Annotated in this window: 15 protein-coding genes; 14 read left to right on the plus strand and 1 reads right to left on the minus strand. The window is 35.2% G+C overall.

Translation table 11 applies throughout. The features are described 5' to 3' along the window. Positions 1-55: 55 nt before the first annotated feature. From IEW45_RS08720 to IEW45_RS08785, 14 genes are all read left to right on the plus strand, one after another. On the plus strand, positions 56-1,525 hold the full coding sequence (locus tag IEW45_RS08720; RefSeq protein WP_188620860.1) for a DUF5687 family protein: 1,470 nt from the start codon (positions 56-58) through the stop codon (positions 1,523-1,525). 13 nt (positions 1,526-1,538) lie between these two features. Beyond that, positions 1,539-2,234: an ABC transporter ATP-binding protein gene (locus IEW45_RS08725; RefSeq protein ID WP_188620861.1), complete on the plus strand. Its 696-nt coding sequence runs from the start codon at positions 1,539-1,541 to the stop codon at positions 2,232-2,234. A gap of 151 nt (positions 2,235-2,385) precedes the next feature. Next, entirely contained in the window at positions 2,386-5,061 is a 2,676-nt protein-coding gene (gene porW / locus IEW45_RS08730; protein ID WP_188620862.1) for a type IX secretion system periplasmic lipoprotein PorW/SprE, read from the plus strand. 17 nt (positions 5,062-5,078) lie between these two features. Further along, positions 5,079-5,486 (plus strand): bactofilin family protein, encoded by a 408-nt coding sequence (locus IEW45_RS08735; protein ID WP_188620863.1) that lies wholly within the window; start codon positions 5,079-5,081, stop codon positions 5,484-5,486. After that, positions 5,467-5,688 carry an AtpZ/AtpI family protein gene (locus IEW45_RS08740; protein WP_188620864.1) on the plus strand — a complete coding sequence of 74 codons (222 nt, stop codon included), beginning with the start codon at positions 5,467-5,469 and terminating at the stop codon, positions 5,686-5,688. The genes IEW45_RS08735 and IEW45_RS08740 overlap by 20 nt, the downstream gene beginning before the upstream one ends. 2 nt (positions 5,689-5,690) lie before the next feature. Beyond that, positions 5,691-6,080 (plus strand): DUF6168 family protein, encoded by a 390-nt coding sequence (locus IEW45_RS08745; protein WP_188620865.1) that lies wholly within the window; start codon positions 5,691-5,693, stop codon positions 6,078-6,080. 119 nt (positions 6,081-6,199) lie between these two features. Beyond that, on the plus strand, positions 6,200-7,390 hold the full coding sequence (gene atpB, locus IEW45_RS08750) for a F0F1 ATP synthase subunit A (protein WP_188620866.1): 1,191 nt from the start codon (positions 6,200-6,202) through the stop codon (positions 7,388-7,390). Positions 7,391-7,427: 37 nt separating this feature from the next. Continuing rightward, on the plus strand, positions 7,428-7,619 hold the full coding sequence (gene atpE, locus IEW45_RS08755; protein ID WP_147582315.1) for an ATP synthase F0 subunit C: 192 nt from the start codon (positions 7,428-7,430) through the stop codon (positions 7,617-7,619). A 94-nt stretch (positions 7,620-7,713) separates the two neighbouring features. Next, on the plus strand, positions 7,714-8,214 hold the full coding sequence (locus IEW45_RS08760) for a F0F1 ATP synthase subunit B (RefSeq protein WP_188620867.1): 501 nt from the start codon (positions 7,714-7,716) through the stop codon (positions 8,212-8,214). 6 nt (positions 8,215-8,220) lie between these two features. Beyond that, positions 8,221-8,751, plus strand: a complete 531-nt coding sequence (gene atpH, locus IEW45_RS08765; RefSeq protein WP_188620868.1) for an ATP synthase F1 subunit delta — start codon at positions 8,221-8,223, stop codon at positions 8,749-8,751. Positions 8,752-8,793: 42 nt separating this feature from the next. Continuing rightward, complete coding sequence (atpA, locus tag IEW45_RS08770) at positions 8,794-10,368, plus strand: F0F1 ATP synthase subunit alpha (RefSeq protein ID WP_188620869.1); 1,575 nt, start codon at positions 8,794-8,796, stop codon at positions 10,366-10,368. A gap of 120 nt (positions 10,369-10,488) precedes the next feature. Then, a complete protein-coding gene (gene atpG / locus IEW45_RS08775; RefSeq protein ID WP_188620870.1) occupies positions 10,489-11,352 on the plus strand; it encodes an ATP synthase F1 subunit gamma in 864 nt (287 codons plus the stop codon). Between the two features lie 144 nt (positions 11,353-11,496). Continuing rightward, the gene (locus tag IEW45_RS08780; RefSeq protein ID WP_188620871.1) at positions 11,497-12,339 is read left to right on the plus strand and encodes a DNA adenine methylase; all 843 of its coding nucleotides are present in this window, start codon (positions 11,497-11,499) and stop codon (positions 12,337-12,339) included. Then, the gene (locus tag IEW45_RS08785; RefSeq protein WP_188620872.1) at positions 12,332-13,618 is read left to right on the plus strand and encodes a type II restriction enzyme; all 1,287 of its coding nucleotides are present in this window, start codon (positions 12,332-12,334) and stop codon (positions 13,616-13,618) included. The genes IEW45_RS08780 and IEW45_RS08785 overlap by 8 nt, the downstream gene beginning before the upstream one ends. 125 nt (positions 13,619-13,743) lie before the next feature. On the opposite strand, the gene IEW45_RS08790 is transcribed toward IEW45_RS08785, so the two are convergent. Further along, positions 13,744-15,834 carry a prolyl oligopeptidase family serine peptidase gene (locus IEW45_RS08790; RefSeq protein WP_188620873.1) on the minus strand — a complete coding sequence of 697 codons (2,091 nt, stop codon included), beginning with the start codon at positions 15,832-15,834 and terminating at the stop codon, positions 13,744-13,746. Between the last annotated feature and the right edge of the window lie 19 nt (positions 15,835-15,853).

The following is a 15,853-nucleotide window of genomic DNA, read 5'->3' on the forward strand; positions in this document are numbered from 1 at the left end:
TAGTGTAACATTTTAAAAATTTTGCTACTAACTATGTAAACCAACTTACAGTACAATGTTTAAAAAATTCATATCCTTAGAGTGGAAAGCCTTTTTCAGGTCATCGGCACTTACAGGAAATTTAGTTATTACAATACTTAAAATAATAGGGGCACTATACTTTATGTTGCTTTTCGTCGGCATGAGTTTTATAGCCTATTTTGGTGCAGAAGATTCCGGATCAGAGCCTCTTGTAGCAGTTAATAAGTATGTACTATATTACCTTATTGCCGATTTAACTTTAAAATTACTCCTGCAAAAAATACCGGTAATAAATGTTAAGCCGTTATTAACCCTAAATATAAAACGGAGTACAATAGTAAACTTTGCCATAGGTAAAACGCTGGTATCGTTTTTTAATACTATTCACCTGTTTTTCTTAGTACCCTTTACTATTATTTTAGTAGCTCAAGGTCACGGTGGCATTAGTTCATTACTATGGTTTTTAGGCATACTGTTTTTTATATACTGTAATAACTTCATCAACTTGTTGTTAGACAGTAAAACAAACCTTTTAGTAGGGTTTGTTGTTATTGTAGGTGCTATTATTGGGTTACAGTATTACGGTGTTTTTGATGTTACGGAGTATACAGGTACTTTCTTTTATAGCTTATACAGTACAAACTATATGGTAGCTATACCTGCTGTTTTATTAATTGTATTATGGGTAATAACCTTTAAGTACTTCCGCAACCATTTATATCTGGACACAGGGCTTTCTAAAAAACACGAAGAAGCACGTACCGAAAACTATAATTGGCTTAACCGCTACGGAGTATTAGGAACGTTCCTTAAAAACGATATACGAATGATAAAGCGTAATAAGCGTTCAAGGTCATCAGTAATAATGAGTTTTGTATTCGTTTTTTATGGTTTACTTTTCTTTACCGGAGCTTTAGAAATGTATGATAATACCTTTATGCACATGTTTGCAGCCATATTTGTAACCGGAGGTTTTATGTTTACGTTTGGGCAGTTTGTGCCAAGCTGGGACAGTGCTTACTACCCGCTTATGATGAGCCAGAATATAAAATACAAAGAATATATTTCGGCAAAATGGTGGCTGGTAGTAATAGGTACAATAATAAGTACAATATTGGCAACCTTCTATTTATATTTTGGTGCAGATATTTATTTAATGATAATTGCAGCAGCAGTATTCAACATAGGCGTGAACTCACATTTGGTTTTACTGGGTGGGGCATACGTTAAAACCCCTATTGATTTAGGTTCTGCCAAACAGGCATTTGGCGATAAAAAAGCATTTAATGTAAAAACCATGCTGCTTTCTTTACCTAAAATGCTGTTACCTATGGCGCTGTACGCTATCGGCGAAGGCTTAATAGGAAAACACTGGGGAGTAATACTGGTAATAGCTACCGGAGTACTTGGTTTTGCCTTCCGCAACACAGTATTTAAAATGATAGAAAAAGTGTATAAAACAGAGAAATATTCTACACTACACTCATACAAACAAAAAAACTAAAGTTACGTATACCATGATAAAAGTTCATAACCTTAAAAAAGCATACAACGGTACAGTTGTATTAAATATAGAATCACTTGAAATACCAAAAGGAGAAAGTTTCGGGCTTGTAGGTAATAACGGAGCCGGTAAAACAACTTTTTTCAGTTTACTGTTAGACCTTATTCAACCATCAGAAGGATACATAACATCTAATAATATAAAAATAAACGAAAGCGAAGACTGGAAACCTTTTACCTCTGCTTTTATTGATGAAACCTTCCTTATAGGCTACCTTACTCCTGAAGAGTATTTTTATTTTATAGGAGACCTTCGCGGGTTTAATAAAGCAGATGTTGATGCTTTATTGGCAAAACACGCAGACTTCTTTAATGATGAAATACTGGGTAAGAAAAAGTATTTAAGAGACCTTTCTAAAGGAAACCAAAAAAAGGTAGGTATTATAGCAGCACTAATAGGTAACCCTGAAGTAATAATACTTGATGAGCCTTTTGCGAACCTGGATCCTACTACACAGTTTAGGTTAAAGAAAATTATAAGGGAAATAGCAGATGACCCTAATGTAACCATACTGGTATCCAGCCACGATTTGGCACACACTATAGAAGTGAGTACCCGTATTGTAGCATTAGACAAAGGCTCTGTAGTAAAAGACATAAAAACATCAGAAGAAACGTTAAAAGAACTCGAGGAGTTTTTTGCAGTATAATTTATATTTTACCCCGCTGTAGCGGGGTATTTTTTTGCATGTTTCCTTTTTAACTTAAAAGAATTTCCCTCTTATAAAAAAGAAATGTATTTTTACCACTCTTTATACTAAAATTTGATTTTAAGAGTTTAAAGGAGTAAAATCTATACATTTGAAAACCAGTACCTATAAATACTTTTTCTTTTTGGGATTGTTCGGGTTTTTAGCTGCCTGTTCCACCAAAAAAAACAATTTTGTTAACCGTAACTATCATGCGGTTACAACAGAGTATAATGTTTTATACAACGGTAATATTGCTCTCGATAAAGGAGTTAATGAGTTGAAAACTACTTATACGGATAATTTTTGGGAAGTACTTCCTGTAGAGCGTATGCAGCCTACAGAGGAAGAAATGGAACCTACCGAAAAGAAAAATCCAAGCTTTGAAAGAGCCGAAACTAAAGCAACAAAAGCAATACAAAAACACTCTATGTATATAGGGGGTAGCGAAAAAAACCCTCAAATAGATGAGGCGCACTTACTGCTTGGGCAAGCGCGTTATTACGATAACCGTTTTGTACCTGCACTGGAGGCTTTCAACTATATTTTATACAAATACCCAACAAGTGATAAAATAGGTCAGGCTAAAGTATGGCGTGCAAAAACAAATATTCGTTTAGAAAATGAGGCTATAGCACTTAAAAACCTTAAAGATTTACTGGAAGGAACTACAGAACTTGATGACCAGGTATATGCAGATGCACATGCTATTATGGCAGAAGCCTACCTTAAAATTGACTATCCTGATAGTGCTATTACTGTTTTAAAAACAGCAGCAAAATATACCGAACTTAAAGAAGAAAAAGCAAGATACCGTTTTATAATAGGTCAGCTTTACGAGAAGCAAAATGAGCCGGACAGTGCTTACGCATACTTCCAAAAGGTGATTGAAATGAAGCGTAAATCACCAAGACGCTATGTAATACAGTCGCACGCTATGCAGGCAGGTCAGTTTGATTATAAAAGTGGCGATACGCTTGCTTTTATGGAGAAGTACAGAGACTTGTTGGAAGACAGAGAAAACAGACCTTTCCTTGATGTACTTAACTATCAGGTAGGACTTTTTTATGATAAGCAGGACATTGATGATAAAGCAATAGCGTACTATAATAAATCGTTACGACAAGAATCAAAAGACAATTACCTGAGAGCGTCGGGCTACAGAAATATAGGAGAAATTTATTTTGAAGATGCTGTATATGCAAAAGCAGGTATGTATTATGACAGTACCATGACGTATCTTGATAAAAGATCTCGTGAGTATAAAAAGTTTAAAAAGAAAAGAGATAACCTTGCTGATGTAATTAAGTATGAAGCTATAGCTAAAACTAACGATAGTATTTTATATGTAACATCACTACCTCAGGATGGTAAGATTACATATTACGAAGATTATATTGTTAAGCTGAAAGAAAGAGATGAAGCCGAAAGGGAAAGACTGGAAATAGAAGCCAGAAAGCAAAAAAACATGTCGGGTTCATCGTCACCTCAAGGAGCGTTAAATAATATTAATCAGTCAGGAACATTTAATCAAGGAAATAGAAGTGCAACAGGTGGCATAGATGCATTTAAGAAAAATGCAGGAATATCATCACCGTCACGTGGTAATGACAGAGCTTCTGCGGTAAGTAATCCTGCAAGCGGAGGTAAGTTTTACTTCTATACCACATCTACAGTTTCCTATGGTAAGCTGGAGTTTAAAAAACGATGGGGAGACCGTCCTTTAGCGGATAACTGGCGTTGGGCTTCGGAAGTTAGAAATGCATCTGTTTTAGGAGATGATGATATGCCTGCAGATAGTTTAGGTGTAGCTATGGCTGAAAATATGGAAGAGGATGAGCGTTATAAACCTGAGTTTTATATAGATCAATTACCCACTTCTCAAACGGTGTTAGACAGCCTTGCAAAAGAACGAAACTTCGCCTATTACCAGTTAGGTATTATATATAAGGAGAAGTTTAAAGAATATCAACGAGCGGTTGATAAGCTGGAAGCATTATTACAAAATGAACCTGAAGAGCGTTTAATATTACCTTCTAAATATAATCTGTATAAAATATATCAAATTATAGACCCTGCTAAAGCTGAAATATACAAACAGCAAATACTGGATGAATATCCTGATAGCCGATATGCGGAGATTATAAGAAACCCATCTCTTGCAACAGATAACAGTAAAAGCCCTGAAGCGATATATGCTTCCTTATTTAAAAAATATGAGCAAGGCGATTTACGCGAGGCAAGTATATTGGCAGATGAATATATAGACCGTTATACCGGAGAAGAAATAGTATCTAAATTCGAGCTTTTAAAAGCCAGAATTATTGGTAGGCTACAAGGTGTTAGCGGTTATAAAAGAGCACTAAACTTTGTGGCACTTACTTACCCTAACAGCGAAGAGGGTAAAGAGGCAGAAACATTACTTAAAACAAATGTTCCGTATTTAGAAAAGCAAGAGTTTGGTCAGCCTGCGGATTCATGGAAAATAGTTTTTGAGTTTGATGACCCAAATGACGAGAGAATAAAACCGTTAAAAGAAAAAATACAGCAGTATATTAAAGATGCCCTGAATAATAAAATAACCCTTACTCAGGATGTATATACAAACACTAAGGCCTTTTTGGTAGTACACGGTTTCCACAGCGACCTTGCTGCCGAAGACGCTGTATCGGTACTTAAAGACTATAAAACCTATAAGATAAAAGAAACCCCATATATTATATCTAATCAAGATTATAAGGTAGTTCAGATTAAAAAGAATTTTACTGAATTTAAAGCTATCGAATAAACATAAATACCAATACTATGTTTGAAAAAAAGACACCTAAAACAAAAACAAATTCTGATCCCGGTAAAACAAACCGTATTGTAGAAGGAACCGTTATTACGGGTGATATTACTTCTAAAGCGGACTTTCGCCTTGATGGTAAACTGGAAGGAAACCTGCAATGCGAGGGTAAACTGGTTATAGGTACTACAGGTACAGTTAGTGGAGATGTTAAATGTAAAAATGCAGATATAGAAGGTAAGTTTAAAGGAAAAATGTTGGTGGAAGAGTTGTTAACTCTAAAAAGCACCGCCAATGTTACAGGCGAAGTTGTGACAGGTACATTATCTGTAGAGCAAGGCGCTGAGTTTACCGCTACATGTGCTATGAAAAACGCTGTAAAGCAAATTTCTAATTCCAAAATAAATGAGCAGCAAGCGGGATAATAATAACCGCAATAAGTGGATAGCGCTCATAAACATTCCGTTACAAATGGGGATAATTATATTTTTATTTTCATGGTTTGGCGGATGGCTGGATGACGAATATTCCAACATAAAAAACACTAATCGTATAATTTTTACACTTCTGGGGGTTTTCATCGCTTTATATAATGTAATAAGGCAGGTAAACCAACTCAACAAATAACCATGAAAAAAAATCTTGGTATTTTTATAACCACCACATTTATAGCCGCAGTACTTTTAGTTTTAAATATAGTATTGTACCAAATGCCCGATCTTAAGGGCGAGACAGATTCTTTTATATATCCGTTACCGGTAGTATATCTTTTCTTTTACATTTTTACAGTAGTAATATTAGCAGTACTTATAGTAATAAGTAAGAAAAAAAAAGAGCAGCTAGGGTACGTTTTTCTTTTTTTAACCGCAGCCAAAATGGGTTTTAGCTATTTGTTTGCAAGACCAATCCTAACGAAAACGATAGAAAACCCTACAGAGAAAATGAACTTTTTTGTAGTGTTTATTTTATTTTTAGTAATAGAGGCCTATTATACAGCACGTTTATTAAATAATAAATAACAAACTTAAACAGAGGCTGAAATTTTGCTAAAAATTTTCTACCAATCATCTTGGTATATTAATTAAAAATGTACCTTTGCACAAAATTTTAGGACTGTAAAATTAAGACATTTAATAAGATGGTGTTTCCTGCAAGATTATTTAAGAACACAATAACAGCCCTTATCGCTGTATTACCTTTGCTTTCTGTTGCTAATGTTTCTGATGATGTACAGCAGGAGCATGCACAAACGGAGGCGCATGCACAGCATGCTGAAGGAGTAGCTCATTCTGATTCTCATAATGAACATGAGCCTGCTGACAAGAAAAGTAAAATAAAGGCTTTTGTTGATCATCACCTTCAGGACTCTCATTACTTTGTGTTTTTCTCAGACGAAGAAACCGGAGAGCACTACGGTTTTTCACTTCCTGTAATTTTAATTGATAACGGACTTAAAGTTTTTTCTGCTGCTAAATTTGAACACGGAGAAGAAATAGTAGAAGCTGGCGGAGAATACTACGCACTATACCACGATAAGATATATAAGACGGATGCTGAAGGTACTCTTGATTTTGATGAGCATCATCACCCTACAAATGCAAAACCACTTGACTTTTCTATAACTAAAAACGTAGTAGCAATGCTTATTACAGCAATACTAATGTTTTTACTGTTTACAGGACTTGCAAAATCATATAAAAAAGGTCCTATCCCAACCGGGTTTGGTAGAGTACTTGAACCACTTGTAATATTTATTCGTGATGAGGTAGCTTTACCAAATATTGGCGAAAAGAAATACAGAAAATTTATGGGTTATCTGCTTACTGTATTCTTCTTTATCCTTATACTAAACCTTATCGGTTTAACACCACTTGGTATAAACGTAACAGGTAACATAGCAATTACAGCTTGTTTAGCACTGTTTACATATTTCATTACACAATTTAGTGCTAATAAAGAATATTGGGCACACATTTTCTGGATGCCTGATGTACCTGTACTAATGAAAATAGCACTTATACCTATTGAAATTTTAGGAACACTAACAAAGCCATTTGCACTTATGATTCGTCTTTACGCTAACATATCAGCAGGACACATAGTTGTAATGAGCCTTATAGGGCTAATCTTTGTCTTCAAAAACTGGATTGCTGGTCCTTCATTCTTTGCATTAACATTGTTCATTTCTGTTATAGAAGTTTTGGTTGCCTTCCTTCAGGCGTTTGTATTCACAATGCTGTCAGCACTATTTATTGGTATGGCAGTACAGGAACACCACCACGAAGAAGACCATGACAAGCATACAGAAGAAGAACCAATTATAATATAAAACGTAATATTTTTTAATTCATTTAAATCAAATAGTTATGACAATTCCAGGAATTATTGGAGCAGGTTTAGTAGTAATCGGTGCTGGTCTAGGACTAGGTAAAATCGGTGGTTCTGCAATGGATGCTATTGCTCGTCAGCCAGAGGCTGCAGGTAAAATCCAAACTGCAATGATTATTATTGCTGCACTTCTTGAAGGTGTTGCTTTCGCAGCGCTTTTCGCAGCATAATGAAAAAAATAAGACAACAACCTGTAGCGGTTGGCTGCAGGTGTTGTTTTAAAAAAATGATTTAATTAAGAAATACTTTATACACACTATATAGATGGAAAAGTTAATAAATGATTTTTCATTCGGATTATTCTTCTGGCAAGCACTTATTCTTGTAATACTAATAATATTATTAGTAAAGTTTGCATGGAAACCTATAATGACAGCTATTACCGAAAGAGAAGCTGGTATTGCAGATGCACTTGCTGCTGCTGAGGCTGCACGTAAAGAAATGCAAAACTTACAGGCAGATAATCAAAGAATTCTACAGGAAGCGAGAGCGGAAAGAGATGCAATGATTAAAGATGCAAGAGAGATTAAAGAAAAAATGATTGCTGATGCTAAACATGAGGCAGAAGCTCAGGGAGAGAAAATGATTGAGCAGGCAAAAGCTACAATAGAAAGCGAGAAAAACGCTGCTATGGCTGAGCTTAAAACGCAAGTATCAGGTCTTTCTTTACAGATTGCAGAAAAAATCCTTAAAAATCAACTGTCTGATACAACAGCTCAAACTGAATTAGTTGAGAGAATGTTAGAAGACGCAAAATTAAGCTAATAGTTTATGGGTTCAAGAGCCGCAATACGCTATGCAAAAGCCATACTGGAAACAGCTCAGGAAGCAGGTAATGCTACCCAGGTTAGTGAAGATATGGCACTGATAGCAAAAACTATAGACGAAAATAGTGAGCTGCAAAGCTTTATTGTTAGTCCTGATGTAAAAGCAGAAGTAAAAAAATCTGCATTAGAAGAAGTGTTTGCTGCATCGCAAGACACTACAAAAGGACTTTTCAGACTGTTGTTAGAAAACAAAAGATTCCCGATATTAGAGCAAATTGCTGTACAATTCGGTATTTTGTTCGACGAAGTAAATAACAGAGAGGAAGCAGTAGTAACTACCGCTTTCCCTATAACACCTGAGCTTGAAGCAAAAGTGCTTGAAAAAGCAAAAGTAATATCAAGCAAAGAGTTAGTACTAAAAAACATAGTAGACCCTGCAATTATAGGCGGGTTTATATTAAGAATAGGCGACAAGCAGTTAAATGCATCTGTAGCGCAAAGTCTTACAACATTAAAAAGAGAGTTAAGTAATTAGTATTTATACCATACACGTAAGTGTTAAATTATAAAAATTATTATGGCAGAAATTAAACCTGCTGAAATTTCAGCAATATTAAAGAAACAATTGTCCGGTTTTCAATCGGGTGCTACGTTAGAAGAGGTAGGAACCGTTCTTAATGTAGGTGACGGTATTGCCCGCATTTATGGACTTTCTAATGCTCAATACGGCGAATTAGTAGAGTTTGAAAATGGTTTGGAGGCTATTGTATTAAACCTGGAAGAAGACAATGTGGGTGTAGTATTGCTAGGTCCTTCAACAGGTATTAAGGAAGGCTCTACAGCTAAGCGTACACAACGTATTGCTTCACTTAAAGTAGGTGAAGAAATGGTTGGTCGTGTTGTAGATACACTTGGTAACCCAATTGACGGTAAAGGCCCTATTGGTGGAGACCTTTATGAAATGCCGTTGGAGCGTAAAGCACCGGGTGTAATATACCGTGAGCCGGTAACCGAGCCAATGCAAACAGGTATTAAAGCGATTGATGCCATGATTCCTGTAGGACGCGGGCAGCGTGAGCTTGTAATTGGTGACCGTCAAACAGGTAAAACAACTGTTTGTATAGATACCATACTTAACCAAAAAGAATTTTATGATGCAGGTAAGCCTGTATTCTGTATATATGTAGCGGTAGGGCAAAAAGCATCTACTGTTGCAGGTATTGCTAAAACACTTGAAGAAAAAGGTGCAATGGCATATACTGTTATTGTAGCGGCAAACGCATCAGACCCTGCGCCAATGCAGGTATACGCTCCGTTTGCAGGTGCTGCAATAGGTGAGTACTTCCGTGATACAGGTCGTCCTGCACTTATCATTTATGATGATTTATCTAAGCAGGCGGTAGCATACCGTGAGGTATCACTTCTTTTAAGAAGACCACCGGGACGTGAGGCATACCCTGGTGACGTATTCTACCTTCACTCAAGATTACTGGAGCGTGCAGCAAAAGTAATTGCTGATGATGATATTGCTAAAACAATGAACGACCTTCCTGAAACATTAAAGCCAATTGTAAAAGGTGGAGGTTCATTAACAGCACTACCAATCATTGAAACACAAGCGGGTGACGTTTCTGCATATATCCCAACAAACGTAATTTCGATTACTGACGGACAGATATTCCTGGAGTCTGATTTATTCAACTCAGGTGTACGTCCTGCAATTAACGTGGGTATATCAGTATCACGTGTGGGTGGTAACGCTCAGATTAAGTCAATGAAAAAAGTATCAGGTACGCTTAAACTAGACCAAGCGCAGTTCCGTGAATTGGAAGCATTCGCTAAGTTCGGTTCAGACCTTGATGCTGCTACCTTAAACGTAATTGAGAAAGGTAAGCGTAACGTTGAGATACTTAAGCAAGCGGTAAACGATCCGTTTAAAGTAGAAAACCAAGTTGCTATTATATACGCAGGTACTAAAAACTTACTAAGAAATGTACCGGTAAATAAAGTAAAAGAATTTGAAGTTGACTATATAGAGTACCTAAACGCTAAGCACAGAGATACTTTAGACCAGCTTAAAGCAGGTAAATTTACCGATGAGCTTACAGACGTACTTGAAAAAGCAGCGAAAGAAGTAGCAGCAAAGTATTAATTAAGATATTAGATTTTAGTAGTGAGTATTGGGGTTTCTTTACTCACTACTAAATTATCAAGAGTTGTGTTTATTGAGGAAATTCAATACTAATTTCTCACTACTCAATACTATAAACAAATGGCAAACTTAAAGGAAATACGTAGTAGGATTGCTTCCGTTTCATCCACAATGCAAATTACAAGTGCGATGAAAATGGTATCGGCAGCGAAACTAAAAAAGGCGCAGGATGCTATTACTGCCATGAGACCTTATTCTGAAAAACTTACTGAGTTACTGCAAAACCTAAGCGCTACACTTGAGGGTGATGCCGGTGGTGTTTTTGCAGAACAACGTGAGGTGAATAAAGTGCTTATTGTAGCCATTACCTCAAACAGAGGGCTTTGTGGTGCTTTTAATGCTAACATTATTAAGCAGGTTAAAGCATTACAGGCAGCTTATGCAGGTAAAACTGTAGAAGTTTTGGCTGTAGGTAAAAAAGCAGGCGATGCACTTAAAAGAACTTGTACTATAGCAGGCGACCGTAGTGGTGTTTTTGATGACCTTACGTTTGAAAATGTTGCTGATATAGCACAAGACCTTATGGATAGGTTTGCAGCCGGAGAGTATGACAAAATTGAAGTGGTATACAACCACTTTAAAAATGCAGCCACTCAACAAGTACTTACAGAGCAATTCCTGCCATTAGCTCCTATAGAAGAAGAAAATGTAAGCAGCGCACCGCTTGACTATATTTTTGAACCTTCGAAAGTGGAGATTGTGGAAAACCTTATTCCGCTGTCATTAAAAACGCAGTTGTATAAAGCGATACGCGATTCATTTGCTTCGGAACACGGTGCCCGTATGACGGCTATGCACAAAGCAACCGACAACGCTACCGAGTTACGTAACCAGCTTAAATTGACCTACAACAAAGCAAGGCAAGCTGCCATTACCAATGAAATACTTGAAATTGTTGGTGGTGCAGAGGCTTTAAATAACTAAGCAAAGTACACAAACAAACATAAATGCAAGAGGCTACCTGAAAGGGTAGCCTTTTTTGATGAAAGATTTTTTTCTTAATGCTAAGAAAAAAAGTTTAGTTTTATTATCTTGCTAAATATATTTTTATTCTAAAAACAAGCTCAAATGGCTAAAAATAATAAGTTAGTAGCTCCTTTCCTAAAATGGGTAGGAGGGAAAAGACAATTGATGCCTTCAATAGTTGAGCATTTACCTAACAATATTCATAAATATAATTATGTAGAACCTTTTCTTGGAGGGGGAGCGGTATTATTTCATTTACAACCTAAAAAAGCTATTATTAATGACTTTAATTCAGAATTAATTAATGTATATAAAGTTGTAAAAGATGATCTTGAAGAGCTAATACAAGACCTTAAAAAGCATGTTAACGAAGCTGATTACTTTTATGAATTAAGAGGAATGGATAGGAGAGAAGAGTTTACAGCACTTACAGATGTCGAAAGAGCTTCAAGAGTCATTTATCTAAATAAAACATGCTTTAATGGTTTATATAGAGTTAACAACTCTGGAGAGTTTAATTCGCCCTTCGGAAGATATAAAAATCCAAATATTGTTAATGAGCCAACATTAAAGGCAGTAAATAAGTATCTAAATGCTAATGAAATTATTATAAAGACAGGGGATTATTCAGAGACTTTAAAAGAACTTAATAATAAATCATTTGTTTACTTAGATCCTCCATATCATCCAGTTTCTGCAAGTTCTAATTTTACAGGGTATATTCAGGGAGGATGGAACATGTATGATCAAATTAAATTGAGAGAAGCATGTGACGAGTTAAATAGAAGAGGAATAAAGTTCTTATTATCAAATTCTTCTTCAGACTTTATTAAAGAGCAATATAGCGATTATAATATAAGTATTGTTAAAGCAAATCGAGTATTAAATTCGAAGGCATCAAATAGAGGGGAAATAGATGAAGTATTAATTAAGAACTATGAGTGATTCTAAAAATGACATTGCTTGGCAAAAAATTTTTGATAAATATAACATTGTTGAAAATGTTGAAAACGAAGGACATATAAATATATCTGCCAAAGAGATAAATGAATTTCGTGAGGCAAGACTAATGACGAAATTTGACCACAAATCTCAACTTCCACAGCTTTTTAAAAATAATAACTTATCTATTCTTCCCGATTCTCGAGGAAGCTATATAATAGGAAACTTTGAAACATTTGCTGATTTCAATAAAGAACAAACAGGAATATCTGAAATAGAGTTTCCTAATTTTTTAGAAAGTATTGACTACAAGAATATAACCAGTGAGTCTACTGCTATAAATTGTGCATATGTTTCTAATATATTTAAAGACTTTACTGGAGAGGAAAACTTATTACCTACTGTAAGTGGTCGTATGAGTTCATCAATATTTGAATTTCAAATAAAGTCTAAAAAAGGAGATTTTCAAGTTAATGTTAATAACTCACAAATTGAAATAGACGGAGGGTATGAAGGAGATAATTCCTTAAGTCTTATTGAAGCTAAAAATTATATTTCAGATGACTTTTTAATCAGACAACTTTATTATCCATATAAATTATGGGAAGACAAAATATATAAAAGAGTTCGCCCTATTTTCTTGACTTATTCAAATGGAATATTTGATTTGAGAGAATATGAGTTTAAAGATATAAATCATTATAATTCTTTAGTATTAGTTCAGCATAAAAAATATACCATTCGAGAGGGTACATTTAATCTCGAAACTGTTGAAGAAATTATACAGAATACTCCTTTAGTGAAAGAACCAGAAGTGCCTTTTCCACAAGCTGATAGTTTTGAAAGAGTAATAAACCTCTGTGAATTGCTAAAACAGAGGAATTTTATGACTAAAGAAGAAATTACTCAAGAATATGACTTTGATAAAAGACAAACTGACTATTACTCAAATGCTGGAAGATACTTAGGTATAATTAAAATAAAGAAAGATACTGAAACAGGAAAAATAGGATGTTTTTTAACGAATAAAGGTTATCAATTATTTGAAATAAGTTTGGGCGATAGGCAAAAGGAATTTTTACGATTAATTGTTTCCCATGAGCCTTTCAAAAAAACTTTAATAACTTTTTTAAAAGAGGGAGAATTACCTATTAAAGATAAGATAGTAGAAATAATGAAGGGTTCGAAATTATATAATATTGATAGGGAGTCTACTTATTATAGAAGAGCATCTACTATAGTTGGTTGGATAAACTGGATTATGAATCAAGTTGAGGAGTAATAACTCCAACAAAATATTCTCTACTCTTGTACTACAATAAAAGTAATCCTAGCCTTAGCCTCTATAAAAAACTTTTTCAGCAAACGGCTATATAAGGCGTAGCCTACTACTATTTAAACCTTATTTTATTTCATAAGGTGATATAGTAGGAAGCTATAAAACTCTGCTTCATCTTTAAGTTTGTCTTCTTCGTTTGTAGTAACGCCATAATGCCCTGAATCAAGTAAGGTTTTCAGGTATATTGGGTTTGTTTGTGCAGTGCGGTTTTGTAAACGTGCAGCAAACTTATAGCTGTGTACCGGCGGAACACGGTCATCATTATCAGATGTAATTATAAGAGTGGTAGGGTAGTTGACATCCTCTTTTATGTTATGATAAGGGCTGTAACTCATCATAGCAAAATAGTCCTCTTTATTTTCAGGATTACCATATTCATCATAATGAAAACGCCCAATGGTATAACGGTGGAATTTTGCCATATCATACACCCCAACTTTAGGTATTGCGACTTTAAATAACTCAGGGTGTTGTACTAATGCCGACCCGATAAGTAACCCTCCTTGAGAGCCTCCTGTAATACCTAGCCGATTAGGGTTAGTATACCCTTCAGCAATAAGGAATTTGGCGGCATCTATAAAATCATGCAGTGTATTTATTTTATTTTTTCCTGCTCCTTTTCTGTGCCACTCTACACCTTTTTCGCCACCGCCACGTACACCGGCATAGGCATAAACACCTCCTTTTTCTAAAAAGTAAATAAGCCCGTTATCATAAGCAGGTGTATTTACAACACCAAACCCTCCGTAGGCTTTTAGTAAAGTAGGGTTGTTACCGTCAAGATTTACTCCTTTTTTGTGTACTATAGTTATAGGTACTTCTGTCCCGTCTCGGCTGGTATAAGTGCCTGTTTTCACTTCAAAGTAATCCACAGGGAAAGGGGCTGTTGTTTTGTCGAATGTTTTACTTACATAACGACTATAATTACCGGTCTCAATATTTAAAGTAAATAGTATAGGAGGTATAGTGTATGAGGTAACGTAGAAGAAAACATCTTTATCAAAATACTCACCGGAAGCCAGTTTTACCTCCAGTCCCTTTTGGGCTTGTATTTTTTTTATAAACTTACCATTATAATCAAACAGCATAAAATAACTACCGTTTGTATCGCGATACTTACACAAAATACGGTTTTCAAAATAATAGGAACTTTCCAGTAGCTGATTATAATACTGCGGGACAACTATTTTTTTTATAGCCGGATTATCCGGATTATAACTTCTTATATCCCCCCAGTTAGATTCTCTGGAAGAATAATAAATTTTACCTTCTCTATACCCTGAAACGTCAAAATCGGGTGTAGCACCATCTAAAAATTTTTTTAATTCAAATTCATCTTTAGTAAGATCAGCATAGTAAAAATCTACCTCTTTCTCATCTTTAGTAGCAACTTCTAAAAATAATCGTAAGCCATCTTTGCTTGTAAAGTAGTATACCTGCCCTTTAAATGCAGAAGCATCAAAGATTACTTTATCTTCGGCAACGTCAGTACCTATTTTATGATAATATACCTGATAAGTAGAGTCAATTCCAAATTGACGGGAGTTACTGTTTTTACTGTAAAAAATACCATCATCACCTTTCCATGCCATACCACTGAATTTAGCATTGGTTATAACCTCATTGCTTTTTTTTCCGCGTAGTGTAACAAAACGTATTTCATGGCGGTCACTACCGTCTATCATAAGTTTATAAGCCAGTGTTTTAGAGTTTACTGATGGCTCATAACCTACTATATTTACTGTTTTACCTCCATAAAAGAAGTTTGGATTAACTAATTCAATAATAGGGCTGTCAAGTTTTTTCCTATAGCCTAAAGAGGGCGTTTGAAGTTCATCGTCGTTATAAAGAAATTGACTGTAATAATAATCTCTTTTTTTATGGGGTGTTCTAAAACGTGTCTGGCGTTCGTACTTTTGTAAAGTAGGTAGCGGAAAAACATCGTTTACCACTGTGTTTAAATGTGACGTTGTAACTTTATTTTGTTCGTTTATCCACTCCACTACTTCGGGGCTTCTCATATCTTCAAGCCAAGTATAATTATCCGTGAAAGTAGTATCATGTAAAATTATGTTTTCAGGAGTCTTTTTAGTTTCAGGATAGTTTTGCGCAAAAAAGAATACAGGTAAAAAAAGCAAGAAAAGTGTATAAAACTTCATTTTATGAATTAGATTTCAG

The sequence above is a fragment of the Flavobacterium suaedae genome (genome assembly GCF_014642915.1).
In the GTDB taxonomy this organism is placed as follows: domain Bacteria; phylum Bacteroidota; class Bacteroidia; order Flavobacteriales; family Flavobacteriaceae; genus Flavobacterium; species Flavobacterium suaedae.

Coding starts and splice junctions, on each gene's coding strand:
- IEW45_RS08720 (WP_188620860.1), top strand. CDS start 56: ATGTTTAAAAAATTCATATCCTTAGAGTGGAAAGCCTTTTTCAGGTCA.
- IEW45_RS08725 (WP_188620861.1), top strand. CDS start 1,539: ATGATAAAAGTTCATAACCTTAAAAAAGCATACAACGGTACAGTTGTA.
- IEW45_RS08735 (WP_188620863.1), top strand. CDS start 5,079: ATGTTTGAAAAAAAGACACCTAAAACAAAAACAAATTCTGATCCCGGT.
- IEW45_RS08740 (WP_188620864.1), top strand. CDS start 5,467: ATGAGCAGCAAGCGGGATAATAATAACCGCAATAAGTGGATAGCGCTC.
- IEW45_RS08745 (WP_188620865.1), top strand. CDS start 5,691: ATGAAAAAAAATCTTGGTATTTTTATAACCACCACATTTATAGCCGCA.
- atpB (WP_188620866.1), top strand. CDS start 6,200: ATGGTGTTTCCTGCAAGATTATTTAAGAACACAATAACAGCCCTTATC.
- atpE (WP_147582315.1), top strand. CDS start 7,428: ATGACAATTCCAGGAATTATTGGAGCAGGTTTAGTAGTAATCGGTGCT.
- IEW45_RS08760 (WP_188620867.1), top strand. CDS start 7,714: ATGGAAAAGTTAATAAATGATTTTTCATTCGGATTATTCTTCTGGCAA.
- atpH (WP_188620868.1), top strand. CDS start 8,221: ATGGGTTCAAGAGCCGCAATACGCTATGCAAAAGCCATACTGGAAACA.
- atpA (WP_188620869.1), top strand. CDS start 8,794: ATGGCAGAAATTAAACCTGCTGAAATTTCAGCAATATTAAAGAAACAA.
- atpG (WP_188620870.1), top strand. CDS start 10,489: ATGGCAAACTTAAAGGAAATACGTAGTAGGATTGCTTCCGTTTCATCC.
- IEW45_RS08780 (WP_188620871.1), top strand. CDS start 11,497: ATGGCTAAAAATAATAAGTTAGTAGCTCCTTTCCTAAAATGGGTAGGA.
- IEW45_RS08785 (WP_188620872.1), top strand. CDS start 12,332: ATGAGTGATTCTAAAAATGACATTGCTTGGCAAAAAATTTTTGATAAA.
- IEW45_RS08790 (WP_188620873.1), bottom strand. CDS start 15,834: ATGAAGTTTTATACACTTTTCTTGCTTTTTTTACCTGTATTCTTTTTT.